Source organism: Streptomyces sp. NBC_00212, assembly GCF_045206365.1.
Classification (GTDB): domain Bacteria; phylum Actinomycetota; class Actinomycetes; order Streptomycetales; family Streptomycetaceae; genus Streptomyces.
Map to the genome: position 1 here is coordinate 3844012 of NZ_CP108115.1, position 24366 is coordinate 3868377.

The window sequence follows — 24366 nt, forward strand, 5'->3', positions numbered from 1 at the left end:
GTTACGGCTCCAGGGGGGTGGCGGCGGTCGGGGGGAAGGTGGCGCCGGCGGTGGGACGGATGTCCAGGGACCGCTCGGGGGTGATGCGGACGACGAGGTGGCGCTGCCAGGCCGCGTCGTCGCGGTCGGGCCGGTCCTCGCGCCAGTGGCAGCCGCGGGTCTCCTCGCGGGCGGCGGCCGCGGCGACCAGGACCCGGGAGACGAGCAGCAGGTTGGTGGTCTCCCACGCCTCGACGCCCGGCACGGCGGCCTTGTGCTCGTCCGCGCGGATCGCCTCCAGGCGGCCGGCCGCCTCGGCGAGGCTGTCGGCGGAGCGCAGCACTCCGGCGCCTTCGGTCATGATCCGCTGGATGTGGATGCGGGCGGCCGGGTCGAGCAGCGGCACGGGCCCGTCGTGCGGCTCGGCGGACAGGCCTGGGTCAACAGCCTTGTCCTGTACGGGAGTTGAGGCACCGGCCGCGATGTCCGCCGCGATGTTCTCGGCGAAGACCAGGCCCTCCAGGAGGGAGTTGGAGGCGAGCCGGTTGGCACCGTGCACGCCGGTGCAGGCGACCTCGCCGCACGCGTACAGGCCGGGCACCGTGGTGCGGCCGCGCAGGTCGGTGCGGATGCCGCCGGAGGCGTAGTGCGCGGCGGGGGCGACCGGGATCGGCTCGGTCACCGGGTCGATGCCGTGCGAGCGGCAGGCGGCCAGGATCGTCGGGAAGCGCTGCTCCCACATCTCGGCGCCGAAGTGGCGGGCGTCCAGGTACATGTGCTCGGCGCCCTGGGCCTGCATCTGGCGGGTGATGGCCTTGGCGACGATGTCGCGCGGGGCGAGCTCCGCCAGCTCGTGCCGGCCGAGCATGAAGCGCGTGCCGGCCGCGTCGACGAGGTGGGCGCCTTCGCCGCGTACGGCCTCCGAGACCAGGGGCTGCTGGCCCTCCGAGTCGGCGCCGAGGAACAGGACCGTGGGGTGGAACTGGACGAATTCGAGGTCGGAGATCTCGGCGCCCGCGCGCAGCGCGAGGGCCACGCCGTCGCCCGTGGACACGGACGGGTTGGTGGTCGCCGAGAACACCTGGCCCATGCCGCCGGTCGCGAGGACCACCGCGGGCGCGCGGACCGCGCCGACGCCGTCGTGCTGGCCCTCGCCCATGACGTGCAGGGTGATGCCCGCGGTGCGGCCGTGCTCGTCCTTCAGGAGGTCGAGGACCAGGGCGTTCTCGATGGTGCGCACCGCCTGGGTGCGGACGGCCTCGACGAGCGCGCGGGAGATCTCGGCGCCGGTGGCGTCGCCGCCCGCGTGCGCGATGCGGCGGCGGTGGTGGCCGCCCTCGCGGGTCAGCGAGATCGCGCCCGAGTCGTCGGTGTCGAAGTGGGCGCCGGTGGTGATCAACCGCCGTACGGCGTCCGGGCCTTCGGTGACCAGGAGGCGTACCGCGTCCTCGTCGCACAGGCCCGCGCCGGCCACCAGGGTGTCGTCCAGGTGCTGCTCGGGGGTGTCGCCCTCGCCGAGGGCGGCCGCTATGCCGCCCTGCGCCCAGCGCGTCGAGCCGTCGTCCAGGCGGGCCTTGGTGACGACGACGGTGGCCAGGCCCGCCGCCGTGCAGCGCAGGGCCGCGGTCAGGCCCGCGACGCCGGAGCCGACGACCACGACGTCCGCGTCGATGGCCCAGCCGGGTGCGGGGGCGTCGAGCCGTATTCCGGTGCTTGTCATGCCGGTGCTCCGAACGTGAGCGGGATGTTGTCGATGAGGCGCGTGGTGCCGACGCGGGCGGCGACCGCGAGGATCGCCTCGCCGCCGAACCCCTCGGGGGCCTCCTTGAAGGTCGCCGGGTCGACGAGCGCCAAGTAGTCGACCACGACCGGGGGTTCGACCTTGGCCGCCTCGTCGAGCACGCCCTGGGCCACGGCCTTGATCGACGCGGGGGACGGCGCGGCCGCGGCGACCGCGTGGGCGTCGGCGGCGGCCCGGGCCTCGCCGATCGCGGTGAGCGCGTCGGCCCGGCCCGAGACCGCGCCGCCGGCGGCGGCCCGCGCGTGCAGGGCGTGCTCGGCGGCGAGCCGGTCGCGGGCCGCGAACAGCGCGCGGGACAGGGCACGGGCCGCGGTCCGCTCCGCCGGGTCGAGGTAGCGGTTGCGGCTGGACAGGGCGAGCCCGTCGTCCTCGCGGACCGTCGGCACGCCGACGATCTCCACGGGGAAGTTCAGATCGCGCACCATGCGCCGGATCAGCACCAGCTGCTGGGCGTCCTTCTGGCCGTACAGGGCGAGGTCGGGCGCGCTCAGGTGGAGCAGCTTGGCGACGACGGTCAGCATGCCGTCGAAGTGGCCGGGCCGCACGGCGCCCTCCAGGAGCTCGCCCATGGGGCCCGCGGTGACGCGCACTTGGGGCTCGCCGCCGGGATAAACCTCCTCGACGGAGGGCGCGAACACCACGTCGGCGCCCTCGCGTTCGGCGATCGCGCGGTCCGCGTCCAGGGTGCGCGGATAGCGGTCCAGGTCCTCGCCCGCGCCGAACTGCAGCGGGTTGACGAACACCGTGACCACGACCTGCCCGTCGGGACCGGCCAGCTGCCGGGCGGTACGGATCAGGGTGGCGTGGCCCTCGTGGAGCGCGCCCATGGTCATGACGACGGCCCGGCGGCCGGTCCGCTCCAGGGCCGCGAGCTCCGCGGCCGTACGCACCAGGGCGGTCATCTGTCGTCTCCTTCGGCGAGCACCCCGAGCAGGTCCTGGGCGAGCTCGGGCTTGAGCAGTCCGTGGGCGAGCGCCCGGTCGGCGGTCGTACGGGCCATCGCGAGGTATCCGGCGACCGTGCCCGGCGCGTGCTTGCGCAGCTCGGCCACGTGGGCGGCGACCGTGCCGGCGTCGCCGCGCGCGACCGGTCCGGTCAGCGCCGCGTCGCCCGAGCGCAGGGCGTTGTCGAGGGCCGCGCCGAGCAGCGGGCCGAGCATCCGGTCGGGGGCGGCGACGCCGGCCTGGCCGAGGAGCTCCATGGACTGGGCGACCAGCGTGACCAGGTGGTTCGCGCCGAGGGCGAGGGCCGCGTGGTAGAGCGGGCGGTTCGCCTCCTCGATCCACTCGGGCTCGCCGCCCATCTCGATGACCAGCGCCTCGGCGGCGAGGCGCAGCTCCTCGGGGGCGGTCACGCCGAACGAGCAGCCGGCCAGGCGCTGGACGTCCACGCCGGTGCCGGTGAACGTCATCGCCGGGTGCAGCGCGAGGGGGAGCGCGCCGGCCCGCCGGGCCGGGTCCAGGACAGCCGTGCCGTACCGCCCGGAGGTATGCACCAGGAGCTGGCCCGGCCGGATCGCGCCGGTCTCGGCGAGCCCCTCGACGAGGCCCGGCAGCGCGTCGTCGGGGACGGTCAGCAGGACGAGGTCGGCGCGCCGGAGGACCTCGGCGGGCGGGACCAGCGGCACGTCGGGCAGCAGGGTCGCGGCCCTGCGCACCGACGCGTCGGAGACGCCGGAGACCGCGACCGGGCGGTGCCCGGCCAGCTGGAGGGACGCGGCGAGCGCGGGGCCGACCCGGCCCGCGCCGACGACGCCCACAGTGAGGCGGGCGGGGCGGTCCGCCGGGCTGTGTTCGTGGCGGTGCTCTGGTGGTGCGTTCACGCGGTGGGGCCTTCCGTTCCAGTCCGCGAGGGGTACCGGACGCCAAACCAAAATCAAACGGCCCCGTCATGCTACGCCCAGGCCCCGGAAACCCCCTTGGTTGTCCACAGGGTGTGGGCGATCATCGCCCCATGGCAGAAACCCATCGGAATTCCCTCCCCGAATCACCCGCCGACACCCCGGGCGGGGCACCGGAGGAAACCCCGGATCAGGCCCACCAGCGCCGCCTGGCCGTCTTCAGGAGCGCCAAGCGCACGCTGGCTGAGCACCCGGTCGACCACACCCTCGCGGAGCGCCTGACGGCCCTTCTGGCCGACGGCGCCGAGGTCTACGACCTGGACGAGTTCGCCGACATCTACGGCAACGGCGCGGTGACCGAGCTGGAGCGCCGCACCGCCGAGGAGCTCGGCTTCCCGGCCGCCGCCTTCTTCCCCACCGGCACGATGGCCCAGCAGGTCGCGCTGCGCTGCTGGGCGGCCCGCACCGGCAGCCCCACGGTCGCCCTGCACCCGCTCGCCCACCCCGAAGTGCATGAACGCCAGGCGTTCGGCCGGCTCAGCGGCTTGCGTACGGTCCACCCGACGGACGAGCCGAGGCTGCCCAACGCGGAAGAGGTGCTGGGCTTCGAGGAGCCGTTCGGCACTCTGATGCTGGAGCTTCCGCTGCGCGACGCGGGGTATGCCCTGCCCACTTGGGACGAGCTCGTCGCCGTAGTGGAGGCGGCCCGCGAGCGGGACGCCGTGGTGCACTTCGACGGCGCCCGGATCTGGGAGACCACCGCCCACTTCGGCCGTCCCCTACGGGAGATCGCGGGCCTCGCGGACAGCGTGTACGTGTCCTTCTACAAGACGCTGGGCGGCCTGTCCGGCGCCGTCCTGGTCGGCTCCGAGTCGCTGATCGCCGAGGCCCGCACCTGGCGCCACCGCTACGGCGGCCAGCTCTTCCAGCAGTTCCCCGCCGCTCTGGCGGGCCTGCTCGGCCTGCGCAAGGAACTGCCCGAGCTCCCCTCGTACGTGGCCCACGCCAAGGTCGTGGCCGCGGCTGTGAAGGAAGGCCTCGCCGAGGCGGGCGTGCCGTGGTTCCGGGTGCATCCCGAGCCGCCGCACACCCACCAGTTCCAGGTGTGGCTGCCGTACGACACCGAGGTGCTCAACGCCGCCTCCCTGCGGCAGGCCGAGGAGAGCGGCGTCTGCCTGTTCCGCCGCTGGTTCCCGAGCCCCTCGGGCCCCGCGGGCCTGGCCGTCACCGAGGTCACGGTGAACGCCCCGGGCCTCGCGTGGAGCGCCGAGGACGTACGGGCCGCGGTGGCGGAGTTCGTACGGCTGCTGCCGTAGCGGAGGTCTCGGGCGTGCGCCGACCGGAGTCCCGGGCAGCGGCTGGGAAGGGCGCCCGCTCAGCGGCAGGCGGGCGGGTGGTTCCGGGGGTGGTGGGCGAACAGGTGGGCCAGGGCCGCCCGCAGCCGGCCCGTGGCGAGCCGGCCCGCCAGGACCGCCTCGAAGCGGCGGTAGTCCCGCATCCCACGCAGGACCGCCACGTCGTGGGTGCCCGGCACCGGCGGGGCGGGCGCGCCGAGCCGGGCCGCGCGGTAGCTGTCGATCATGTGCTGCTGCATCACGTCCATGCCTCCACGGTGAACCTGTTCCGGCCGGGCGTCGCGCCGATTGACGAGCCGCGTCAAATGGGAGCCCGGGGCGCCTGAGGCCCTGACCAGCGCCGTCGATTGACCAGGACCGTCAATCGGCGGCCGCTCTGTCAGTGCCGCGGTGCACCATGGGCCCATGAGCGTGACCATCGACATCACGGGCCTGCCGCCCGAGCGCATCGGCTTCGCCGTCTCGCCGCTGGCCGAGCTGGGCCTGGCCCTGCACGCGCTCTCCGAGCCCGGCCACCACCCGGGCCTGCACGGCTGGGTCACGGCGACCGCGGCCGCCCTGAAGCCCGACCTCGCGGACCGGCTGCACGAGGCCGAGTTCCTGTGGCGCAACACGTTCTCCGACGTGTTCATGCCGTTCGCGGGCATCCCCGGCGGGGACGGCAGCCCCGGCTCGACGCTCGCCGAGGACCTCGACCTGCTCGACCGCCTCCCCGACGAGCGGTTCGCCTCCGCCGCCCTGGAGTTCACCTGCTCCAGCCTGTACACGGTCAAGACGCCGTCCCCGCTGCACGACCCGGCGATGCGGGCGCGCGCCCTGGAGATGGCGGCGGTCCGGGGTCCGCGCCAAGTGGAGTTCGCCCAGCGCCTGTTGAGCGACCCGGACTCCATACGGGCCTGGTTGCGGCGCCTGTTCGAGGACTGCGAGCAGGCCTTCTTCGCGGACACCTGGCAGCGGGTTCGGGTCCAACTGGCCACCGACGCCCGGCACAAGGCGGAGATCCTTCGCCGCAAGGGGCTCGACGAGGCCGTCGCCTCGGTGTCGGCCGCGCTCAGCCTGGACGAGGGCGGGACGCGGATCAGCGTGGACAAGCTGACCGAGGGCCGCACGACCGCCACCGACCCCGAGCCCGGCGCGGGGCTCACCTTCGTGCCCACCTCGTTCGGCTGGCCGCACCTGATGGTGCTGCACGCGCCGGGCTGGCGGCCGGTGATCCACTACCCGGTGCACGGGCCCGAACTGCCCTCGCCGGCCTCGGTCGAGATCCTCAAACTGCGGATGGAGGCCCTGGCCCACCCCATGCGGATGCGCCTGTGCCGCAACCTGGCCCGCTCCCCGTACACGACGAGCGAGCTCGCCGACTCACACGGGATCACTGCGCCGGAGGTCTCCCGCCACTTGGCCGTCCTGAAGAAGGCGGGGCTCATCACGACGCGGCGCCGCGGCCGGTACGTGCTGCACCAGCTCGACCTGACGGTCGTGGCCCGCTTGGGGAGCGACTTCCTGGAGGGGGTGCTGCGGTAGCCCCGGCAGGGTGGGAGGCATTCGACTGCTGGCCGTCGGGGGGCTTTGCGCAGTTCCCCGCGCCCCCCTGAACCCTCTTTCGGCTGCGGGTCGTGGGCGGTTGCTCGCGCAGTTCCCCGCGCCCCTGTAGGAGACCCGGCGCTGCCCGGTCGCGGAAGCGCCTTGGGTGAATGGGCCCGCCTCAGTCGAAGCGGATGTGGCGGAGGCCGATGCGGGTGCGGCGCAGGCGGTGCCGCAGGGCGCCGTCGGTGTTGGGCAGGGGCCGCAGCCCGGCCGACGTGGCGACCCGGTCGGCTACCTGAGGGACCGTCAGCTCATCGGTGTGGATGTGCTCGGCGAACTCGGGGCCGCTCAGCCGCTCCAGGCAGAGGTCCAGGTGCCGGACGGCGAAGCTGTCCCGCTTGAGGCCCCGCCCGAGGCCCCGCTCGCTGAGCCGGCGCAGTACGAGCCGGCGCTCCGCCAGCAGCGCGAAGTGGCGCACCTCGTGGCCGCCCTCGGCGCGCAGCCGACCGATGATCTCCTCGAAGTAGCGCGGCTCGACCAGCGTCATCGGGGCGATCACCGGCCCCTTCACCTCGCGCAGCGCCAGGTCGAGCACCTCGTGGACGCCCTCGCGCCAGGCCCGCAGGTCCTGGAAGTCCGTGCGCAGCTCGGGCGGCAGCGCGCGGTGCAGCCCGAAGCCGATGTGCTCCGGATCGCACACGACACTGCCGGGCAGCCGTCGCCGGAGCTCGTACGCGGTCTGCGTCTTGCCGCCGCCGTAGGGGCCGTTGATCCAGAGCAACATGCCGCCCGAGCGTACCGGCGGCAGCCGGGGGCTCGGCGGGATCGGGTCAGACCGCGCCGCCCCCCGCGCGCACCAGGCCCGTCTCGTACGCCAGGACCACGACCTGGACGCGGTCGCGCAGTTCCAGCTTGGTCAGGATGCGGCCCACGTGGGTCTTGACCGTGGCCTCCGACAGGACCAGGCGGGCGGCGATCTCGCCGTTGGAGAGGCCCTGCGCGACCAGGAGCATGACCTCGCGTTCGCGCTCGGTCAGCTTCCCCAGCTGCTTGTGCTCGGGCTCCTTGCCGGCGGCCGGGAGCATCGGGGCGAACCGGTCGAGCAGGCGCCGGGTCGTCGACGGCGCGACCACCGCGTCGCCGCTGTGCACCGAGCGGATCGCGCCGAGGAGTTCGGCCGGCGGCACGTCCTTCAGCATGAAGCCGCTGGCGCCCGCCTTCAGACCGGAAAACGCGTACTCGTCGAGGTCGAACGTGGTCAGGATCAACACCTTGGGCGGGTTCGGCGCCTCGCAGATCCGCCGGGTGGCCTCCACGCCGTCCAGCCTCGGCATGCGCACGTCCATCAGGACCACGTCGACGGCGGTCGCGCGCAGGATGTCGATCGCCTCCGCGCCGTCGCCCGCCTCCGCGACGACCTCCATGTCCGGCTGGGCGGCGAGCACCATCCGGAACCCGGTGCGCAGCAGCACCTGGTCGTCGACGAGCATCACGCGGATCGTCATCGTTCCCTCTCCAACACGGCGAACAACATCACGGCGTACAACAATCGAGCAGCACGTACAGAAGACAAGTACAGGAAATCAGTGGCCGGTATCAGTGGGCCGGTTTCAGCGGCAGCAGGGCGCTGATGCGGAAGCCGCCGCCGGGGCGCGGCCCCGCGTCCAGGGTGCCCCCGACCATGCCGATCCGCTCGCGCATGCCGATCAGGCCGTGGCCCTGGCCGTCCGCGCCGCCGTCCTCGTACATCTCGTGGGCGGCGCCGCGGCCGTCGTCCTCGACGAGCAGGCCCAGCCCGTCGTCGAAGTACACGAGCCGCACGCTCGCCCCCGCGTCCGGGCCGCCGTGCTTGCGGGTGTTGGTGAGCGCCTCCTGCACGATGCGGTACGCCGTGAGCTCGACGCCGCTGGGCAGCGGGCGCGGGGTGCCCTCGATCTTGAAGTCGACGGTGAGGCCGGCCCCGCGGACCGTCTCGACCAGGTCCTCGATCTGCTGGACGTCCGGCTGCGGCACGTACTCCCCCGCCTCCTGGTGCTCGCCCGTGCGCAGCACGCCGAGCAGCCGGCGCATCTCGGCGAGCGCCTGGCGCCCGGTCATCGAGATCGTCTCCAGGGCCGTCTTCGCCTGGTCCGGCGAGGTGTCCATCACGTACGCCGCGCCGTCGGCCTGCACGACCATCACCGACACGTTGTGCGCGACCACGTCGTGCAGCTCGCGGGCGATCCGGGCCCGCTCGGCGGCGACCGCCACCTTGGCCTGCGCCTCGCGCTCGCGCTCAAGGCGCGAGGCCCGCTCCTCCAGCTGCGCGAAGTACGCCTTGCGGGTGCGCATCGAGTCGCCGAGCACCCAGGCGAGGACGAACGGGACGGTCATGATGATGACGAAGAAGACCTTCTCCGTCGCGGTGTTGATGCCGCCGGTGTCCATCCACCGGAAATGCGCGAGCGGCGCCGCGCACAGCCCGCCGACCAGCGCGACCCGCGAGGCCCAGCGCTCGCCCGCGGAGGCCACCGTGTAGACGATGACCAGCATCGCGAAGTCCTGGATCTGGGGATTGACGTTCAGCGCGAGCTGGACCAGGCCCATCGCGATCACGAGCAGCAGCATCTTCTCGGGCACCCTGCGGCGCAGCGCCACGGCGGTGCCCATCCCGAGCGCCACCAGGACCTGGATGCCCCAGGAGGCCTGCTTCGGGTCGTGCGCCATCGCTGTGATCTGCAGGCCGGAGAACCCGAACAGGATGACGGCCCAGAAGGTGTCGACCCCGGTCGGGTGTCTGCGGATGAAGTCGTAGAGGCGCTGCACGTAACCCAGCGTAGGGAAAGCGGATAGGTGCAGGGGTCAACCGCCGGGGCGATCCTGACCCCGGCGGCGTACTCCGCAAGGTGGAGACTTGGCCCCGTGACGGATGAGACGTGTCAGCACTCCCCGGGTACGAGCGGGCCCGGGGCGCCCTGTGGATGGCGGGCCGCCACCGAGCGGGCGCTCTACGGCGACGGCGGGTTCTATCTGCGGCCCGAGGGGCCGGCCGGGCATTTCCGTACGTCGGTGCATGCCTCGCCGCTCTTCGCGGGGGCTGTCGCCCGCCTCCTTACGGAGGTCGCGGCCGGGCTCGGGCCCGGACCGGTCGACCTCGTCGACGTCGGCGCCGGGCGCGGGGAGCTCCTGAGCGGGGTGCTGGCCGCGCTGCCCGCCGGGTTCCCGGTGCGGGCGTACGCCGTCGAGCGCGCGGCCCGCCCGGACGGTCTCGACGACCGGATCTCCTGGCGCGCCTCCATCCCCTCAGGCATCCGGGGCCTCCTCTTCGCCAACGAGTGGCTCGACAACGTGCCGGTGGACGTCGCGGAGGCCGACCCGGACGGGGTGGCCCGGCTCGTCCTCGTACGGCCCGACGGCACCGAGACGCTGGGGGCGCCGGTGTCGGGGGCGGACGCGGAGTGGCTCGCGCGCTGGTGGCCGCTGAGCGAGCCGGGCTCCCGGGCCGAGATCGGGTGGCCGCGGGACGAGGCGTGGGCGGGGGCGGTCGCGTCGCTGGACGCGGGGGTCGCCGTGGCCGTCGACTATGCGCATGCGTCGGGTTCTCGGCCGCTCTTCGGGACGCTGAGCGGGTTTCGGGGCGGGCGGGAGGTTCCGCCCGTGCCGGACGGGTCGTGCGACATCACGGCGCATGTCGCCCTGGACGCGTGCGCGCTGCCGGGCGCGGAGCTGCTCCCGCAGCGCGAGGCCCTGGCCCGCCTCGGCATCTCGGGGGCCCGCCCCCCGCTGTCCCTGGCGTCGTCGGACCCGGCGAGGTACGTGCGGGCGCTGGCCGGGGCGGGTGAGGCGGCGGAACTCACCGCGCGGGGCGGGCTGGGGGACTTCGGGTGGCTGATCCAGCGGGTTTGACCCCCAACCGGCTTTGAGCCCCCACCCCGCCCCTTCCCGAAACCCGCCGGGGGTGAAGGAGCTTCTGGGGCTCCGCCCCAGACCCCGTTCGCGCCTTAAGGGCGCTCGTCCTCAATCGCCGGACGGGCTGAAGATGCTCGGTCCTGCCAGCATCGACCCTGCTAGGGGCGCGGGGAACTGCGCGACCAGCCACGCACGGCCCGCAGCCGACCCCACCCACCCCCGGCGGGTCCAGGGAAGGGGCGGGGAGGGGCTCCCGGGGTCTGGGGCGGAGCCCCAGCGCACCCCGGCCACCCCGCCGCAGGGGATACTGACCCCCATGACGGAGACGACGGTCGGGATCGGGGGCGGGGCGGAGAGCACCGACATGGTGCTCAACATCGGCCCCCAGCACCCCTCCACCCACGGAGTGCTACGCCTCAAGCTCGTCCTGGACGGCGAACGCATCCAGCACGCCGAGCCGGTCATCGGCTACATGCACCGCGGCGCCGAGAAACTCTTCGAGGCCCGCGACTACCGCCAGATCGTGATGCTGGCCAACCGCCACGACTGGCTCTCCGCGTTCTCCAACGAGCTCGGCGTGGTCATGGCCGTGGAGCGGATGCTCGGCATGGAGGTCCCCGAGCGCGCCGTGTGGACCCGCACCCTGCTCGCCGAGCTGAACCGGGTCCTCAACCACCTGATGTTCCTCGGCTCGTACCCCCTGGAGCTCGGCGGCATCACCCCCGTCTTCCACGCCTTCCGCGAGCGCGAGGAGCTCCAGGCGGTCATGGAGGAGGTCTCCGGCGGCCGCATGCACTACATGTTCAACCGGGTCGGCGGCCTGAAGGAGGACCTGCCGCTGGGCTGGCTCGGCCGGGTCCGGCACGCCGTCGCCTCGGTGCGCTCGCGCATGGACGTCTATAACCGGCTCGTGCTCGGCAACGAGATCTTCCGGGCGCGCACCCGCGGCGTCGGCGTCCTGCCCGCCGAGGCCGTGCACGCGTACGGCGTCAGCGGGCCCATCGCCCGCGCCTCCGGCGTCGACTTCGACCTGCGCCGCGACGAGCCCTACCTGGCGTACGGGGAACTGCAGGACACCCTGAAGGTCGTCACCCGCACCGAGGGCGACTGCCTCGCCCGGTTCGAGTGCCTCCTGGAGCAGACCCACAACGCCCTCGACCTCGCCGACGCCTGCCTCGACAGGATGGCCGGCCTTGCGCCCGGGCCGATCAACCAGCGCCTCCCCAAGGTCCTCAAGGCGCCCGAGGGCCACACGTACGCCTGGACCGAGAACCCGCTCGGCATCAACGGCTACTACCTCGTCAGCAAGGGCGAGAAGACGCCGTACCGGCTGAAGCTGCGCTCGGCCTCGTACAACAACATCCAGGCGCTCGCCGTGCTGCTGCCGGGCACGCTGGTCGCCGACATGGTCGCGATCCTGGGCTCGCTGTTCTTCGTCGTCGGCGACATCGACAAGTAGTCGACAGGTGATCGACAAGTAGCCGTCCAGCACGCCTAGTTGGACCAGTGGCCTCTCGCCGCCGTCAGTACGAAACCCGGGCCGAACGCGATGATCAGGCCGGCGGCGCCGGCGGCCGGTGGCTGGACGGACGTGCGGAACAGGACGTCCAGGACCGCGGAGCCGCCCAGGTTGCCGTTGGCGGCCAGGCTCTCCCAGGCATGCCGCAGGGCGCCGCCCGCGCCGTCGAGCCCGAGGCCCGCCGCCGTGTCGTCCAGGATGCGCGGGCCGCCGGGGTGCACCACCGCGAAGTCGAGCGCATCGTCGCCGAGCCATTTCCGCAGCGCCGGCAGGCAGTCGTTGAAGGCGGCGGTCGCGGCCCGGGTGGAGTCGAAGTGCAGCCCTGCGCCGCTCAGCCGGCCCCGGTAGCGGTCGGCGCTGTCGGGCAGCACGTACTCGAAGGTGTCCTCGACGACGAAGCCCGGCCCGGCCCAGGCGGGGCGCTCGCAGACGACCGCGGCGGCGGCGCCGTCCCCGAAGAGCACCTTGTAGACCATGGATTCGAGGCTGGTGTCCTCGTGGTTGTACGTCGCCGCCGACAGGCACTCGGAAGTGACGACGAGGACGTTCGCGCCGGGGTGGGCGGCGATGTCCTGGTGGGCGCGGACCAGGCCCTGGGCGCCGCCCGCGCAGCCGACCGTGCCCATGGGGTGGCGCCGGACGTCGGGCCGCAGGCCGAGTGCGGCGACCAGGTGGACGTCCAGGGAGGGCACCGTCCACGAGGTGGTGTGGCTGGTGACGATCGCGTCGATGTCCCCGGGCCGCAGCCGCGCCCTGGCCAGTGCCCGCCGGCCCGCCTCGGCCGCGAGGTCCAACGCGTCTTCGTAGGCCGCCCTGTTGCGCTCCTCGACCAGAGCCTTTCCGGCCACGGTCGGCGCACCCAGCGGGCGGGTGAAGTGCCGGGTCCGCACGGTCGTCGCCCGGGCGACCCGCAACACGGCCTCCAGGCGCGGGAGTTCCGGATGAGCCCGGCGGATGTCGGCGCAGATCTCGTCGGTCGTCACAACGTTCCCCGGCAGAACGACACAGGGAGGGGCTATGTGAGCGGGCACGGACGATCTCCCCCACAAATCGAAAACGGGCGGATCATCACCGTACGCCAGATGGCTAGAATCAACCCCACAAATCCAAAAACTTGGTCAACTCGTGAGCGATGCCGGGTCGAGTTGGCTGCGGCTCGCGAGCGAGTCGCCCGCCGTGTAGAGCAGCAGCATGACGCGGGCGCCCGGCGACGTCACCGGCTCGGCGACGCACGTCGTCACCCAACCCGGGCCGTACAGCGCGTGGTTGATCGGCCGCTCCGTTCCGTCGGGGTAGGCGATGGGCGCCGCCGAGGCCACCTCGTACAGGGGCCCGGCCACCGGATCACGGCGTACGTCGTCCTCCAGGCGGGCCAGCGCCGCGTTCTGCGGATGCAGCTCCACGGCGTGCCGCAGCTGCGGCATCACCACCGGCGCCCAGGAATTGACCCAGTCGCCGAGGACCACCTCGCGCGCCTCGGGGTCCAGGAGCATCCAGCGCATGGAGTTGGCCGGGGGCTCGCCGCCCGGGAAGAGCGCGGCGAACTCCCGGTTGTGGGCGAGCAGGTTCCACTCGGCGTCGTTGATGTACGCCAGTGCACCACTGATGCCGTCGACGGCCCGCTGCCACTCGCGGGGCACGGACAGACCGGAGTCGCGGTGCAGCGGGCTCGGCGGCGTCTCGCGCCGGGTGAGCCGCCACAGGAACGTCCACTCCTGCTCGTCGAACCTGAGCAGGGTGGCGACGGCGGTCAGCAACTCGGCCGAGGGCGTGCCCAGTTGGCCGTTCTCGAACCGGTTGTACGTGCCCGGCGTACGGTCGAGCAGCAGGTCCATCTGCTCCTGGCTGAGCCCGGCCGCGCGCCGGCCGGGGCCGGGCCGGCGCGGCGGGAAGCCGGCGGAGCCGGGGCTGACGGCGGCGCGCCGCTCCCGCAGCAGCGCCCGCAGGGCGGCGCGGTCGGCGGCGGCGAGGTGCAAGGGGAGCGCCTTCCGTGGTGAGGGCGGTCGGTGGGGGCGGTCGCGGGGCGCGGTGCGGTCGCCGGAGCAATTATCTGCATCCGTGCCCCCTGGAAAGACGGCGGGGCTCCCGACGACAATCATTGCGCGGGCCCACTCGGGGGAGGAGCCCGCCCGGATGCCGGCTGCCCCGCGCATCCGGACTCTGCGGACGGTACCGACACTCGCCACGATGCGCGGCCTCGGTACCGGCCGCAGACCTCGTTCTGGGGGCTGTTGAGCCCCCGGCCCCCGTAAAACCCTGGGGCTTCGCCCCAGCCCCCAATCCCGGGGCCTGCGGCCCTGCCCCTCCCGGATGTCTTCGGTTCACTGCGGGCCGCACGTGGCTGGTCGCGCAGTTCCCCGCGCCCCTGTGGTCACCCAGTACTGGCATCTTCAGCCCGTCCGGCGTTTGAGGACGAGCGCCCTTAAGGCGCGATACGGGGTCTGGGGCGGAGCCCCAGGAAAACCGGCTTCACCTCTTTCCAACCCCCGGCGGGTTTCGGGAAGGGGTGGGGTGGGGCCATCGGGGTCTGGGGCGGAGCCCCAGCGCACCCCGGACTACGAGATGGCCGTCCTCAGTTCCGCCACGTCCAACTGCTCGGTCTCGTCATGGGCCGTCAGGTCGATGACCTCGCCCACCGTTTTGTCCGGGCCACCCTGCTGCGCTCGGTCCGCGAGGGCCTCTTCGCCGATGACGTCGGCCAGGTCCTCGTCCTGTACGGCCTCGATCGCGGCGGCCGCCTTCTGCTCGCCGGCCGTGCCGAAGAAGTCGAAGCGGCCCTCGGGGCGGACCGCGCGGCGGGCGAGGTAGGGCACCACGGCGGAGGCCACCGGCGCGGGCGCCGCGGGCAGTTCGGCCTGGCGGGGGTGGGCGGTGAGGGCGGCCGCCGGGCGGGTGTGTTCCCCGCTGCCGAGAGCCGCCGCGGGCTTCCCCTGCGGCTCCTCCGCCTCCCGGGACTCGGCGCGTGAGCTGGCCGCACCGGCCTCGGCCCGTGCCTTCGCCTGGCGTTCGGCGCTGAGCGAGAGGCACTCCAGGGCTCGGGCAGCTGCGAGGTAGGAGGCCGGCGTCGGCGTGCTGCCCGACGGCATCAGCGCCTTGGGGCCCGCCTCCAGAGCGAGCTGACGCCGGCCTTCGAGGGCGCTGGCCCGCTCGGTCTCGGCGTTGGCGTAGCGCCGCAGCAGGGCCGCGTGCTCGCCGCGCAGCCCGGCCAGCTCCATGCGCTTGGTGCGCAGCTTGGCGTCGAGGCGGCCGCGCAGCTCGCGCGACTCCTCCAACTCGGTCTCCAGCTCGGCGATCCGCTCCTCGGTGCGCCACTGGTCGGCCGCGCGCGAGCGGGTCAGCTCGGCGACGCGGCGGCCCGCGGCCCGGTCCCAGGCGCGCATGAGCACCGAGCCGGTGACGCAGGCCGCAGCGGCCGCGGCGGCCAACGCCCGCAGCGCCGTGGGTTGGTCGAAGAGCCAGGCGCCACCGGCGCATATGACCGAGACGCCGGCGACGGCCGACGGCTGGAGGAGCCGGTGCAGCGGAGGGGAATGACGGTGGCGTCCACGTGGCATGGCCTGAAATTTACCGTGCGTAGACACCATATGGACCCCCGCCCGTCAATCTGTTCCCCTGTAGTTACTCGAATCGCCAAATTCGGCTACTTCTTGATCAGTCCCTTCGACTGGAGATAGGTCTTCGCGACATCGGCCGGCTTGGCCCGCTCGGCGTCGACCTTGCGGTTGAGATCGACCAGATCGGCGGTCGTCAGAGCCTTGGTCAGCTTGCCGAGCGCATCGGCTATCTCCTGGCCGCCCGCGTCCTTGGCATTGACGACCGGCAGCACGTTGTCCGCGTTCTGCAGCTTCTTGTCGTCCTGGAGCAGCACGAGTCCGTAGGTGTCCAGGGTCGCGTCGGTCGTGGTGGTCAGGACGAGCTGGTCCACCCCGTCCTTGACGGCCTGCTTGGCCTGCGGGGTGCCGACGCCCTTGGGGTCGATGCCGGTGACGTCGATGCCGTACTTGGAGGTCAGGCCCGGCGCGCAGAATGGCCGGATCTTGCACTCGTCACCGGCGGCGATCTTCACCTTGGCCTTGGAAGTGCCCAGGTCCGAAAGGGTCTTGAGGTTGTTCTTGGCGGCGAATTCCTTGGTCACCGCGAACGCGTTCTGATCCACGGCCTCACCCGCGGGCAGAACCTTCAGTCCGCGCGGCCCGGCGAGCTTGGTCAGGGCGGTCACGGTGGCCGCGACGTCGCTGGAGGCGACGGGCTTCGCGTTGGCGCCGTTCGCCTTGGCGTTGAGGAATTCGGTGAGCGTGGCCGCGTATTCCGGCACGACGTCGATCTCGCCCTTCTCCAGGGCGGGTTCGTACAGTTCGCGGTTCTTCACGGTGGTGACCGAGGTCGAGTACCCGGCGTCGGCCAGGACCTGCGAGTACAGCTCGGCCAGGACCGCGGACTCGGTGAAGCCGGCCGCGCCGATCACCAGCGAGCCCTTCTTCCCGCCGCCCGTACTGCTGGACCCGCCGGAACCGCTCGAACTGCTCTTGCTCTTCTCCAGACTGTCGCCGCCGCACGCGGCGAGCGTGCCGGCCAGGGCCAGGGTGCCGAGTGCCAGACCGGTCGTACGCAGGATCTTGCTCATGGAAAGGTTCACCATTCAGGAGACGTCACGGGATCAACGGGACCACGGGTACTGCGAGATCACAGGAGTCGCTGGAGCACGGGGTCACGCACGCTTGCGCAGCGGGCTGAACAGGCGGTCGACCGCCACCAGGACGCCCTCCACCAGCAGGGCGAGCGCCGCCACGAGCATCGCCCCCGCCACCACCTGCGGGGTGTTGTACACCGCGAACCCCTCGGTGACTATCCGGCCGAGCCCGCCGAGGCCGGCCATCGCGGCAATCGTCGCGGTGGCGATGATCTGGACCGCCGCCGAGCGGAGGCCCGTCATGATCAGCGGGTAGGCGAGCGGCAGTTCCACCTGGAGGAAGAGCTGACGCCCCGACATCCCCATGCCGCGGGCCGCCTCCACCGCCGCCCGGTCCACCTCGCGCATGCCGACGTAGGCGTTCGTGAGCAGCGGCGGCACCGCGAAAAGGACCAGGGCGATCACGGTGGGCAGATAGCCCGCGTTGCGCAGCGGGGTGACCATGAACAGGGCGAGCACCGCGAAGACGGGTATCGCCCGGCCGACGTTGGAGATGTTGACGGCGAGCGCGCCGCCCTTGCCGATGTGCCCGAGCCACAGCGCGAGCGGCAGGGCGACCAGGCAGGACACGACGAGGGCGAGCGCGCTGACGTACACGTGCTCACCGAGCCGGTGCCAGGCGCCGTCCTCCCCCGACCAGTTGGCGCCCGTGGTCAGCCACGTCCAGGCCTGTGTGAAGACTCCCATCGCTCAGACCGCCTTCGCCGTACGGATCCGGGTCCACGGGGTGAGCAGCCACTGGAGCCCGAGGAGCAGCAGGTCGGCGGCGATCGCGAGCGCCACGCACAGCACGGAGGCGGTGAGGATCTGCGCCTTGAAGAAGGTGGGCAGGCCCTGCTCGATGAGGTTGCCGAGGCCGCCGTGGTCGACGAGCGAGCCGATCGTGGTCAGCGCGACGGTGGCCACCGTCGCGATCCTGAGCCCGGCCATCAGCGCGGGCAGCGCGAGCGGCAGCTCGACCTCGAAGAGCAGCCGTATCCGCCCGTACCCCATGCCGCGGGCCGCCTCCAAAGCGTCGGAGGGCACCGATTCGAGCCCGGCCAGGATGTTCCGTACGAGAATCGTCAGCGAGTACAGCACCAGGCCCGTGACCACCAGGCCGGCCGAGAGGCCGAACACCGGGAGCAGCAGGGCGAACATCGCCAGCGACGGGACGGTGTAGAGCACGGTCGTGAAGCCGAGGACGGTGGCTGCGACGCCCTTGCGCCCGCGCGCGAGCAGCGCGAGGGGGAAGGCGATGAGCAGGCCTATGAGGACCGACACCGCGGTGATCCATACGTGCTGGACCGTCGCGTCGGTCAGCTCCTGGCTCCGGGAGCTGACGTACTCCCAGCAGATCCAGTCGTTCGCCGCCAGGCAGTTCTGCGCCACTCTCCCACCTCCCCCTGGTGTTCGATTCGTTCCTGAAGACCCTATCCCCGAGCACCGACAATCGCCTCGGGCCTTTGCATTACAGCAACATGGGCTTCACACAAGCGCGCCCGCCAGCCTTCACAATGGGGACCCATGATCCGGTTCGAGCACGTCACCAAGCGGTACGCCGACGGCACCATCGCCGTGGACGACCTGTCCTTCGAGGTGGCCGAGGGTGAACTGGTCACCCTGGTCGGCCCGTCTGGGTGCGGCAAGACCACGACGATGAAAATGGTCAACCGGCTCATCGAGCCGACCAGCGGACGGATATTCCTGGACGGCGAGGACATATCGACCGTCGATCCCGTTCAACTGCGGCGCCGCATCGGCTATGTGATCCAGCAGGTCGGGCTCTTCCCGCACAAGACGGTCCTGGAGAACACCGCGACCGTCCCGCACCTGCTCGGCGTGAAGAAGGCCGCGGCCCGCGAGCGCGCGGCCGAACTGCTCGACCTGGTGGGGCTCGACCCGACGACGTACGGCTCGCGCTACCCGGACCAGCTCTCCGGCGGCCAGCGTCAACGGGTGGGCGTGGCAAGGGCGTTGGCGGCCGATCCGCCCGTGCTGCTGATGGACGAGCCGTTCGGCGCGGTCGACCCGGTGGTGCGCGAGCGGCTGCAGAACGAGTTCCTCAGGCTCCAGTCGCAGGTGCGCAAGACGGTCCTGTTCGTCACCCACGACATCGAGGAGGCGGTCCGCCTCGGGGACCGCATCGCCGTCTACGGGCAGGGCGCCATCGAGCAGTTCGACGCCCCCGCCGCGGTCCTTGGCGCCCCCGCGACCGAGTACGTGGCGGACTTCGTCGGTGCCGACCGGGGGCTCAAGCGGCTCTCGGTGACCCCCATCGAGGAGGGCGACCTGGAGCAGCCGCCCGTGGTCCACCTCGACGACCCGCTGCCCGCCGACGTCGCGCGCTGGGCGGTCGTCCTGGACGGCGAGGACAACCTGCACGGCTGGATCTCCGCGGAGCAGGCCCGGGTGGGCAAGGGCACGGTCCGCGAGCACGCCCGCCGCATGGAGGCCTGGCTTCCGGTGGGCGCCTCGCTCAAGCAGGCCTTCGCGACGATGCTCCAGCACGACGCGGGCTGGATCGCCGTGATCGACCGCGAGGAGCGGGGCCGTTTCCTCGGCGTCCTCACCCCGGCCCGGCTCCACGAGGCGCTGCGCCGCTCCATCGACGCGGACGCCCAGGCGGTGCCCCGGACCGAGGTGAAGGTCGAGTCGGTCAGCTCGCGCTGAGCCGCCCGCTGATCCACTCCAGGGTCGGCGGGATCTCGCGGCGCCAGGTGTTGAAGTTGTGGCCGCCGTTGTCGAGGGTGATCGAGGAGACGCGTCCGGGCGCCTTGACCTTCTTGATGAAGGCCTGGGTCGGCTTGAAGTTCTCCTCGCCCGACAGCGAGCTCGTGACCAGGAAGGACGACTTGCCGGGCTTGATGTGGTCCAGGCTCCACAGCAGGTTGGCGCGGTTCTCCTCGTGCTTGTTGCCGTGGAAGAGGTCACCGGTCGTCGGGTCGTCGGCCGCCTTGTAGTACGCCGAGAGACCGGCGCTCGCCGCGAACTGCTCGGGGTGGTGCATGCCGATCTTCAGGGCGCAGTAGCCGCCGGTCGAGTTGCCGATGAAGCCCCAGTTCTGCGGCTTGGTGCCGACCCGGTAGTTCGCGGAGATCGCGCCCGGCACGTCCTTCGCGAAGAACGTCTCGGTCTGCGGGCCGCCCGGTATGTCCACGCACTCGGTGTCCCGCTGGCCCGCCACCGTCGGCCGCATCATGATCAGGATCATCGGCTGCATCTTCTTCTGCTTGGCCTGCGCCCAGGCCGTCTTCGGGTACCTGAGGCCCTTGAGCAGGTTCTCGGCGGTGCCCGGGTAGCCGGTCAGCACGATCGAGGCCGGGAAGGTCTTGTTCTCGTACGCCTTCTGGAAGTACTCGGGGGGCAGATAGACGTAGGCCGGGCTCGTTATCTTCGACTTCGCGCCGGCCAGCACGATCTTCTGGATCTCGCCGCCCAGCTGCGGCTTGCCCGCGCCCGGGGTGTCCGGCTTCTGCTTGCCGACGACCTGGATGTTCTTGCCGCCCGCCGAGTGGTCGACGACCTTGCCCATGTCCTGCTCCTGCCCGAACAGGTCCGCCCAGGACCCGTAGAACAGGAACGAGTTGTTCGCGGCCAGACCGACCGAGGCGAAGATCGCCAGCTGGGTCGCGAGCAGCAGCCCGATCCGGCCCGTCACGGCCTTCCAGCTGCGACGCGCCAGGCGCGGCCACAACCAGATGGTGACCGCGAACAGCACCACCGCCAAGAACACGGCGAGTGCCAGAACCTTGTTGCTCGTGAGACCCATGAGTCGATGAAACTTTCTGGCTGAGATTTTCCTGAGACCGAGGGAACCCGCCCCCCTGAAGTCCCGTCCTAGAGGGCGCAAATTGTCCGGCTGGACGGTGCGGACGCCGTCCCCCGGCCAACTGAATCTCTCGCGGAGTCACGGGAAGCGATGTCTGTCAGGATAGATGGGGACAAAAACGGATCGGTTCCGACTCGTGTACGAAAGGTCCTCCGCGGGCCGCGCCCCGAGTCGGTTCCCAAGCTGGTCGGTACGGCCTGCACGATCGTGGGCCTCCTGGACGTCGCGGCCGGAGTCTTCGATCGCGTCCGGCACAGTCGGTTCCACACCGTCAGCGAGGTGCTGCCGGGCACCTTCGGCCCCTTCGCGGCGGCCGTGGCGCTCTGCGCCGGCATCCTCCTGCTGCTCCTCGCGCACGGCCTGAAGCGCCGCAAGCGGCGAGCCTGGCGGGCCGCCGTGGTGCTGCTGCCCATCGGGGCGGTGGCCCAGTTCTGGTACCGGCACTCCATTGTGGGCGTGCTGATCTCATTGGTACTTCTCACGCTGCTCATCCGCCACCGGAGCGAGTTCACCGCGCTGCCCGACCCGCGCAGCCGCTGGAAGGCGGTGGCGAACTTCTTCCTGATGGGAGCGGGGTCGCTGGGCCTGGGCCTGGTCATCGTGAGCGTCCACCCCAACCGCACCGTCGGCAACCCGAGCATCGTGGACCGCATCCAGCACGTGATGTTCGGCCTCTTCGGCTTCGAGGGCCCGGTCGAGTACCAGGGCAAGACCAGCTGGACGGTCGGCTACTCACTCGGCGCGCTCGGCCTGCTCACCGCGGTCACCACGATCTACCTGGCCTTCCGCCCCGAGCACCCGGCCGCCCGCCTCACCCAGGACGACGAGCACAAGCTCCGCGAGCTGCTCGCCAAGCACGGCGCCCGCGACTCGCTCGGCCACTTCGCGCTGCGCCGCGACAAGGCCGTCGTCTTCTCGCCCAGCGGCAAGGCGGCCGTCACCTACCGCGTGGTCTCCGGCGTGATGCTCGCCTCGGGCGACCCGATCGGCGACGTCGAGGCCTGGCCCGGCGCCATCGAGCGCTTCATGGACGAGGCCAAGGCGCACTCCTGGACCCCGGCGGTCGTCGGCTGCTCGGAGACCGGCGGCGAGGTCTGGACCCGCGAGACCGGGCTCGACGCCCTGGAGCTGGGTGACGAGGCGGTGGTGGACGTCGCGGATTTCTCCCTCGCCGGACGCGCGATGCGGAACGTACGCCAGATGGTCAAGCGCATCGAGCGCAATGGCTACGAAACCCGCGTACGGCGCGTTCGTGACCTCTCCGACGGGGAGCTGGAGCGCATCCGCCGGGCCGCCGAGGACTGGCGCGGCACGGACACCGAGCGCGGCTTCTCGATGGCGCTCGGCCGCATCGGCGACCCGAACGACGGCGACTGCGTGATCGCGACGGCTCACAAGGCCGACGACGAGGGCGCGGCACCCTCCCCCTTCGGCGACCTGAAGGCCATCCTGCACTTCGTCCCCTGGGGCAAGGACGGAATGTCCCTGGAGATGATGCGCCGCGACCGCTCGGCCGACCCCGGCATGAACGAGCTCCTGATCGTGGCCTCGCTGCAGGCCTGCGAGAAGATCGGCGTACGTCAGGTCTCCCTGAACTTCGCGATGTTCCGCTCGGCGCTGGCGCGCGGCGAGAAGATCGGCGCGGGCCCGGTCCTGCGCATGTGGCGCGGCCTCCTGGTCTTCCTGTCCCGCTGGTTCCAGATCGAGTCGCTGTACAAGTTCAACGCGAAGTTCCAGCCGCGCTGGGAGCCCCGCTTCATGGTCTACCGGGCCCACGCGGACCTCCCCCGCATCGGCTTCGCCGTGATGCAGGCGGAGGGCTTCGTGAACCTGGGCCTCCCGGGCCCGCTCGCCCGCCTCACCCGGGCGGCGCGGCGGGACCGGGCGTGCGCGCACGTGGCCCCCGCGGAGCGAGAGGTAAGCGCGGCGTAGCACCACCCCAGCGCCCGAACCCCGGTCTGGGTCCCCCTGCGGGGGGCTCGGGCCGGGGTTCTGCGTTTTCCCCACCCCGCCCTTCCCTAGACCCTCCGGGGGTGGGGGGGTGCTGAGCTGCCCTCCTGGGGCTCCGCCCCAGACCCCGTTCGCGCCGTAAGGGCCCTCGTCCTCAATCACCGGACGGGCTGGGGATGCCTGTACCCCGGTGCTGTTAGGGGCGCGGGGAACTGCGCGAGCAACCACGCACGGTCCGAGGCCGAACGATCACGCATTCCGCCCTTGGCGTCATCCACTGGCCACAGCCGCCCCACCCACCCCCGGTGGGTTTCGGGAAGGGGTGGGGCGGGGGCCCAACGGGGTCTGGGGCGGAGCCCCGGCGCACCAGGGCGGGGCCTCCCGGGGTCTGGGGCGGAGCCCCAGGGAGCCCCGGGCCCCACCCCGGGCGGTCAGGCTCGCTCCAGCTCCGCCTCGACCGCATCCGCCGAAGACGCCTCGACCCGCCGCGCACGCGACTTGTCGGAGGACAGCCCGACCAAAGCCACGCCCACGACCAGCACGAACGCGATCCCGGCGAGCGCGAAGCTCAGCGTGAACTGCGATTCGGCCGGCAGCGGCGGCACCCCGGCCGGCAGGCCGGAGATGACCTTCGAGGCGAGGAGAGAGGTGATCACCGCGCTGGCGATCGCGGAGCCCACCGAGCGCGAGATCGAGTTGATCCCGTTCGCGATGCCGGTCTGGTGGTGCGGGACGCTCGCCACGATGAGCGCCGGCATCGCCGCGTACCCGAAGCTGATCGCGGCACCGATCAGCATGCCCGCGAGGATCACGGACGCCGTCGAGTCGTGCGCCCCGGTCAACCAGGCGAAGCCCAGGACACCGAAGGCGGCGCCCGCCGCGAGCGTGAAGCGCGCCCCGATCCGCCCCACGAGCTGCCCGCCCAGCGGCGCGGCGATCAGCGAGACGAGCGTGGTCGGCAGCAGGTATTCGACGGAGGCGCGCAGCACGGACGCCGAGAAGCCGTACCCGGTCAGCCTGTCCGGCATCTGCACCAGGTAGGAGACGCCGATGAACTGCGAGAACATCGCGAAGCCGAGGAGCAGCCCGGCCAGGTTGGTGAAGAGGACCGGTCGGTGGGCGAACATCCGCATGTCCACCATGGGCTCGGCGACCTTGCGCTCGACCAGGACCCAGACCCCGGCCATCACGACCGCGCCGACGAAGAGCCCGATCGTACGGCCGGAGGACCAGCCCCACTCGTGGCCCTGCGAGATGGGCAGCAGGAGCAGCACCAGGAAGGCCGCCAGGGTGGCCGCGCCGAACCAGTCGGTGCGCCCGCCCGTCTTCGTACGGGAGGCCGGCACGACCGCGATGACCGCGATCAGGGCGAGGACCGCGAGGATCACGGCGAGCCAGAACACCCGGTGGTAGTCGGGGTGCGAGCCCTGCGTGAGCAGGCCGGCGCCGACGAGCGCGAGGCCGCTGCCGAACGCCAGGGTGCCGCTGACCAGCGCCATCGCGCCGTGCAGCTTCTGCGGGGGGATCTCCTCACGCAGTACGGAAAGGGCCAGCGGGAAGATCGCGGTGGCCGCGCCCTGGAGCACCCGGCCGACGATCAGCAGCACCAGCGAGCTGGTGGTGGCGGCGAGCACGGAACCCGCGACCATGACGACGAGCACACCGATCAGCGTCGGCTTCTTGCCGTGCATGTCGCCGAAGCGGCCGAGCAGCGGCGTGAAGACGGCCGCCGAGAGCAGGGTCGCGGTGGTGACCCAGCTGACGCCCGAGGTGGTGGTGCCGAGGTCGTTCTGGATGATCCCGAGGATCGGCACGACCAGGGTCTGCATCATCGAGACGACCATGGCGGCGAGGCCGAGCACCAGGACGAGCCCTGTACCGCCGCTGGGGCGTTGGTTAGTGGTCACTTTTTCTTCCGTACGGCAGGAGGAGGTACTTGAGTCGATCGAAGCTTGATTACCTCAAGCAACTTAATGAAGGTAAACATCAAAGGTTTAGGTAGTCAA

At 72.0% G+C, this 24366-nt stretch carries 21 protein-coding genes; 6 read left to right on the forward strand and 15 right to left on the reverse strand.

Annotated features, from left to right (window positions below):
- Window position 1 precedes the first annotated feature (1 nt).
- From OHA17_RS17475 to OHA17_RS17485, 3 genes are read right to left on the reverse strand one after another with little or no spacing between them, the layout of a single operon-like run.
- Window positions 2-1699, reverse strand: coding sequence for an L-aspartate oxidase (locus tag OHA17_RS17475; protein WP_406507385.1), 1698 nt, complete (start codon window positions 1697-1699; stop codon window positions 2-4).
- Entirely contained in the window at window positions 1696-2682 is a 987-nt protein-coding gene (gene panC, locus OHA17_RS17480; RefSeq protein ID WP_406507386.1) for a pantoate--beta-alanine ligase, read from the reverse strand. Before panC ends, OHA17_RS17475 begins: the two co-directional genes overlap by 4 nt.
- The gene (locus tag OHA17_RS17485) at window positions 2679-3602 is read right to left on the reverse strand and encodes a Rossmann-like and DUF2520 domain-containing protein (protein ID WP_406507387.1); all 924 of its coding nucleotides are present in this window, start codon (window positions 3600-3602) and stop codon (window positions 2679-2681) included. The genes panC and OHA17_RS17485 overlap by 4 nt, the downstream gene beginning before the upstream one ends.
- A 131-nt stretch (window positions 3603-3733) precedes the next feature.
- On the opposite strand from OHA17_RS17485, the gene OHA17_RS17490 reads away from it, so the two are divergent.
- A complete protein-coding gene (locus OHA17_RS17490; RefSeq protein ID WP_406507388.1) occupies window positions 3734-4936 on the forward strand; it encodes a threonine aldolase family protein in 1203 nt (400 codons plus the stop codon).
- Between the two features lie 59 nt (window positions 4937-4995).
- Here OHA17_RS17490 and OHA17_RS17495 read toward each other — a convergent pair whose 3' ends face one another.
- Entirely contained in the window at window positions 4996-5223 is a 228-nt protein-coding gene (locus OHA17_RS17495) for a hypothetical protein (RefSeq protein ID WP_406507389.1), read from the reverse strand.
- A 163-nt stretch (window positions 5224-5386) separates the two neighbouring features.
- Here OHA17_RS17495 and OHA17_RS17500 point away from each other — a divergent pair, with 163 nt between their 5' ends.
- The gene (locus OHA17_RS17500; protein ID WP_053729129.1) at window positions 5387-6499 is read left to right on the forward strand and encodes a DUF5937 family protein; all 1113 of its coding nucleotides are present in this window, start codon (window positions 5387-5389) and stop codon (window positions 6497-6499) included.
- Window positions 6500-6680: 181 nt separating this feature from the next.
- On the opposite strand, the gene OHA17_RS17505 is transcribed toward OHA17_RS17500, so the two are convergent.
- The 3 genes from OHA17_RS17505 to OHA17_RS17515 form a co-directional block, all read right to left on the reverse strand.
- Window positions 6681-7286, reverse strand: a complete 606-nt coding sequence (locus tag OHA17_RS17505; RefSeq protein WP_406507390.1) for an AAA family ATPase — start codon at window positions 7284-7286, stop codon at window positions 6681-6683.
- Window positions 7287-7332: 46 nt separating this feature from the next.
- Window positions 7333-8007: a response regulator gene (locus OHA17_RS17510; RefSeq protein WP_406507391.1), complete on the reverse strand. Its 675-nt coding sequence runs from the start codon at window positions 8005-8007 to the stop codon at window positions 7333-7335.
- A 91-nt stretch (window positions 8008-8098) separates the two neighbouring features.
- Window positions 8099-9307 carry a sensor histidine kinase gene (locus OHA17_RS17515; protein WP_406507392.1) on the reverse strand — a complete coding sequence of 403 codons (1209 nt, stop codon included), beginning with the start codon at window positions 9305-9307 and terminating at the stop codon, window positions 8099-8101.
- A gap of 96 nt (window positions 9308-9403) precedes the next feature.
- Between OHA17_RS17515 and OHA17_RS17520 the strand changes: the two genes are divergently transcribed.
- The gene (locus OHA17_RS17520; protein WP_406507393.1) at window positions 9404-10387 is read left to right on the forward strand and encodes an SAM-dependent methyltransferase; all 984 of its coding nucleotides are present in this window, start codon (window positions 9404-9406) and stop codon (window positions 10385-10387) included.
- Window positions 10388-10706: 319 nt separating this feature from the next.
- Window positions 10707-11849, forward strand: coding sequence for an NADH-quinone oxidoreductase subunit D (locus OHA17_RS17525; protein WP_406507394.1), 1143 nt, complete (start codon window positions 10707-10709; stop codon window positions 11847-11849).
- A gap of 35 nt (window positions 11850-11884) precedes the next feature.
- Here OHA17_RS17525 and OHA17_RS17530 read toward each other — a convergent pair whose 3' ends face one another.
- From OHA17_RS17530 to OHA17_RS17555, 6 genes are all read right to left on the reverse strand, one after another.
- A complete protein-coding gene (locus OHA17_RS17530) occupies window positions 11885-12892 on the reverse strand; it encodes a PhlD (RefSeq protein WP_406507395.1) in 1008 nt (335 codons plus the stop codon).
- Window positions 12893-13027: 135 nt separating this feature from the next.
- On the reverse strand, window positions 13028-13885 hold the full coding sequence (locus OHA17_RS17535) for a helix-turn-helix domain-containing protein (protein WP_406507396.1): 858 nt from the start codon (window positions 13883-13885) through the stop codon (window positions 13028-13030).
- Between the two features lie 579 nt (window positions 13886-14464).
- Window positions 14465-15463, reverse strand: coding sequence for a hypothetical protein (locus OHA17_RS17540; RefSeq protein WP_406507397.1), 999 nt, complete (start codon window positions 15461-15463; stop codon window positions 14465-14467).
- An 86-nt stretch (window positions 15464-15549) separates the two neighbouring features.
- Window positions 15550-16533, reverse strand: coding sequence for an ABC transporter substrate-binding protein (locus OHA17_RS17545; RefSeq protein WP_398877683.1), 984 nt, complete (start codon window positions 16531-16533; stop codon window positions 15550-15552).
- An 84-nt stretch (window positions 16534-16617) separates the two neighbouring features.
- Window positions 16618-17286 (reverse strand): ABC transporter permease, encoded by a 669-nt coding sequence (locus OHA17_RS17550; protein ID WP_406507398.1) that lies wholly within the window; start codon window positions 17284-17286, stop codon window positions 16618-16620.
- Between the two features lie 3 nt (window positions 17287-17289).
- Window positions 17290-17970, reverse strand: a complete 681-nt coding sequence (locus tag OHA17_RS17555; protein WP_406507399.1) for an ABC transporter permease — start codon at window positions 17968-17970, stop codon at window positions 17290-17292.
- Between the two features lie 135 nt (window positions 17971-18105).
- Between OHA17_RS17555 and OHA17_RS17560 the strand changes: the two genes are divergently transcribed.
- Window positions 18106-19251 carry an ABC transporter ATP-binding protein gene (locus tag OHA17_RS17560; RefSeq protein ID WP_406507400.1) on the forward strand — a complete coding sequence of 382 codons (1146 nt, stop codon included), beginning with the start codon at window positions 18106-18108 and terminating at the stop codon, window positions 19249-19251.
- Here OHA17_RS17560 and OHA17_RS17565 read toward each other — a convergent pair.
- Entirely contained in the window at window positions 19238-20350 is a 1113-nt protein-coding gene (locus tag OHA17_RS17565) for an alpha/beta hydrolase (RefSeq protein ID WP_406507401.1), read from the reverse strand. The two genes, OHA17_RS17560 and OHA17_RS17565, sit on opposite strands and share 14 nt — an antisense overlap.
- Window positions 20351-20500: 150 nt before the next feature.
- Here OHA17_RS17565 and OHA17_RS17570 point away from each other — a divergent pair, with 150 nt between their 5' ends.
- Window positions 20501-22342, forward strand: coding sequence for a phosphatidylglycerol lysyltransferase domain-containing protein (locus OHA17_RS17570; RefSeq protein ID WP_406507402.1), 1842 nt, complete (start codon window positions 20501-20503; stop codon window positions 22340-22342).
- 449 nt (window positions 22343-22791) lie between these two features.
- Here the strand turns inward: OHA17_RS17570 and OHA17_RS17575 are convergent, their stop codons facing one another.
- Window positions 22792-24267 carry an MFS transporter gene (locus OHA17_RS17575; RefSeq protein WP_398877673.1) on the reverse strand — a complete coding sequence of 492 codons (1476 nt, stop codon included), beginning with the start codon at window positions 24265-24267 and terminating at the stop codon, window positions 22792-22794.
- Between the last annotated feature and the right edge of the window lie 99 nt (window positions 24268-24366).

Coding starts and splice junctions, on each gene's coding strand:
- OHA17_RS17545 (WP_398877683.1), bottom strand. CDS start 16,533: ATGAGCAAGATCCTGCGTACGACCGGTCTGGCACTCGGCACCCTGGCC.
- OHA17_RS17565 (WP_406507401.1), bottom strand. CDS start 20,350: ATGGGTCTCACGAGCAACAAGGTTCTGGCACTCGCCGTGTTCTTGGCG.
- OHA17_RS17505 (WP_406507390.1), bottom strand. CDS start 7,286: ATGTTGCTCTGGATCAACGGCCCCTACGGCGGCGGCAAGACGCAGACC.
- panC (WP_406507386.1), bottom strand. CDS start 2,682: ATGACCGCCCTGGTGCGTACGGCCGCGGAGCTCGCGGCCCTGGAGCGG.
- OHA17_RS17540 (WP_406507397.1), bottom strand. CDS start 15,463: ATGCCACGTGGACGCCACCGTCATTCCCCTCCGCTGCACCGGCTCCTC.
- OHA17_RS17510 (WP_406507391.1), bottom strand. CDS start 8,007: ATGACGATCCGCGTGATGCTCGTCGACGACCAGGTGCTGCTGCGCACC.
- OHA17_RS17495 (WP_406507389.1), bottom strand. CDS start 5,223: ATGGACGTGATGCAGCAGCACATGATCGACAGCTACCGCGCGGCCCGG.
- OHA17_RS17570 (WP_406507402.1), top strand. CDS start 20,501: ATGTCTGTCAGGATAGATGGGGACAAAAACGGATCGGTTCCGACTCGT.
- OHA17_RS17550 (WP_406507398.1), bottom strand. CDS start 17,286: ATGGGAGTCTTCACACAGGCCTGGACGTGGCTGACCACGGGCGCCAAC.
- OHA17_RS17490 (WP_406507388.1), top strand. CDS start 3,734: ATGGCAGAAACCCATCGGAATTCCCTCCCCGAATCACCCGCCGACACC.
- OHA17_RS17525 (WP_406507394.1), top strand. CDS start 10,707: ATGACGGAGACGACGGTCGGGATCGGGGGCGGGGCGGAGAGCACCGAC.
- OHA17_RS17560 (WP_406507400.1), top strand. CDS start 18,106: ATGATCCGGTTCGAGCACGTCACCAAGCGGTACGCCGACGGCACCATC.
- OHA17_RS17475 (WP_406507385.1), bottom strand. CDS start 1,699: ATGACAAGCACCGGAATACGGCTCGACGCCCCCGCACCCGGCTGGGCC.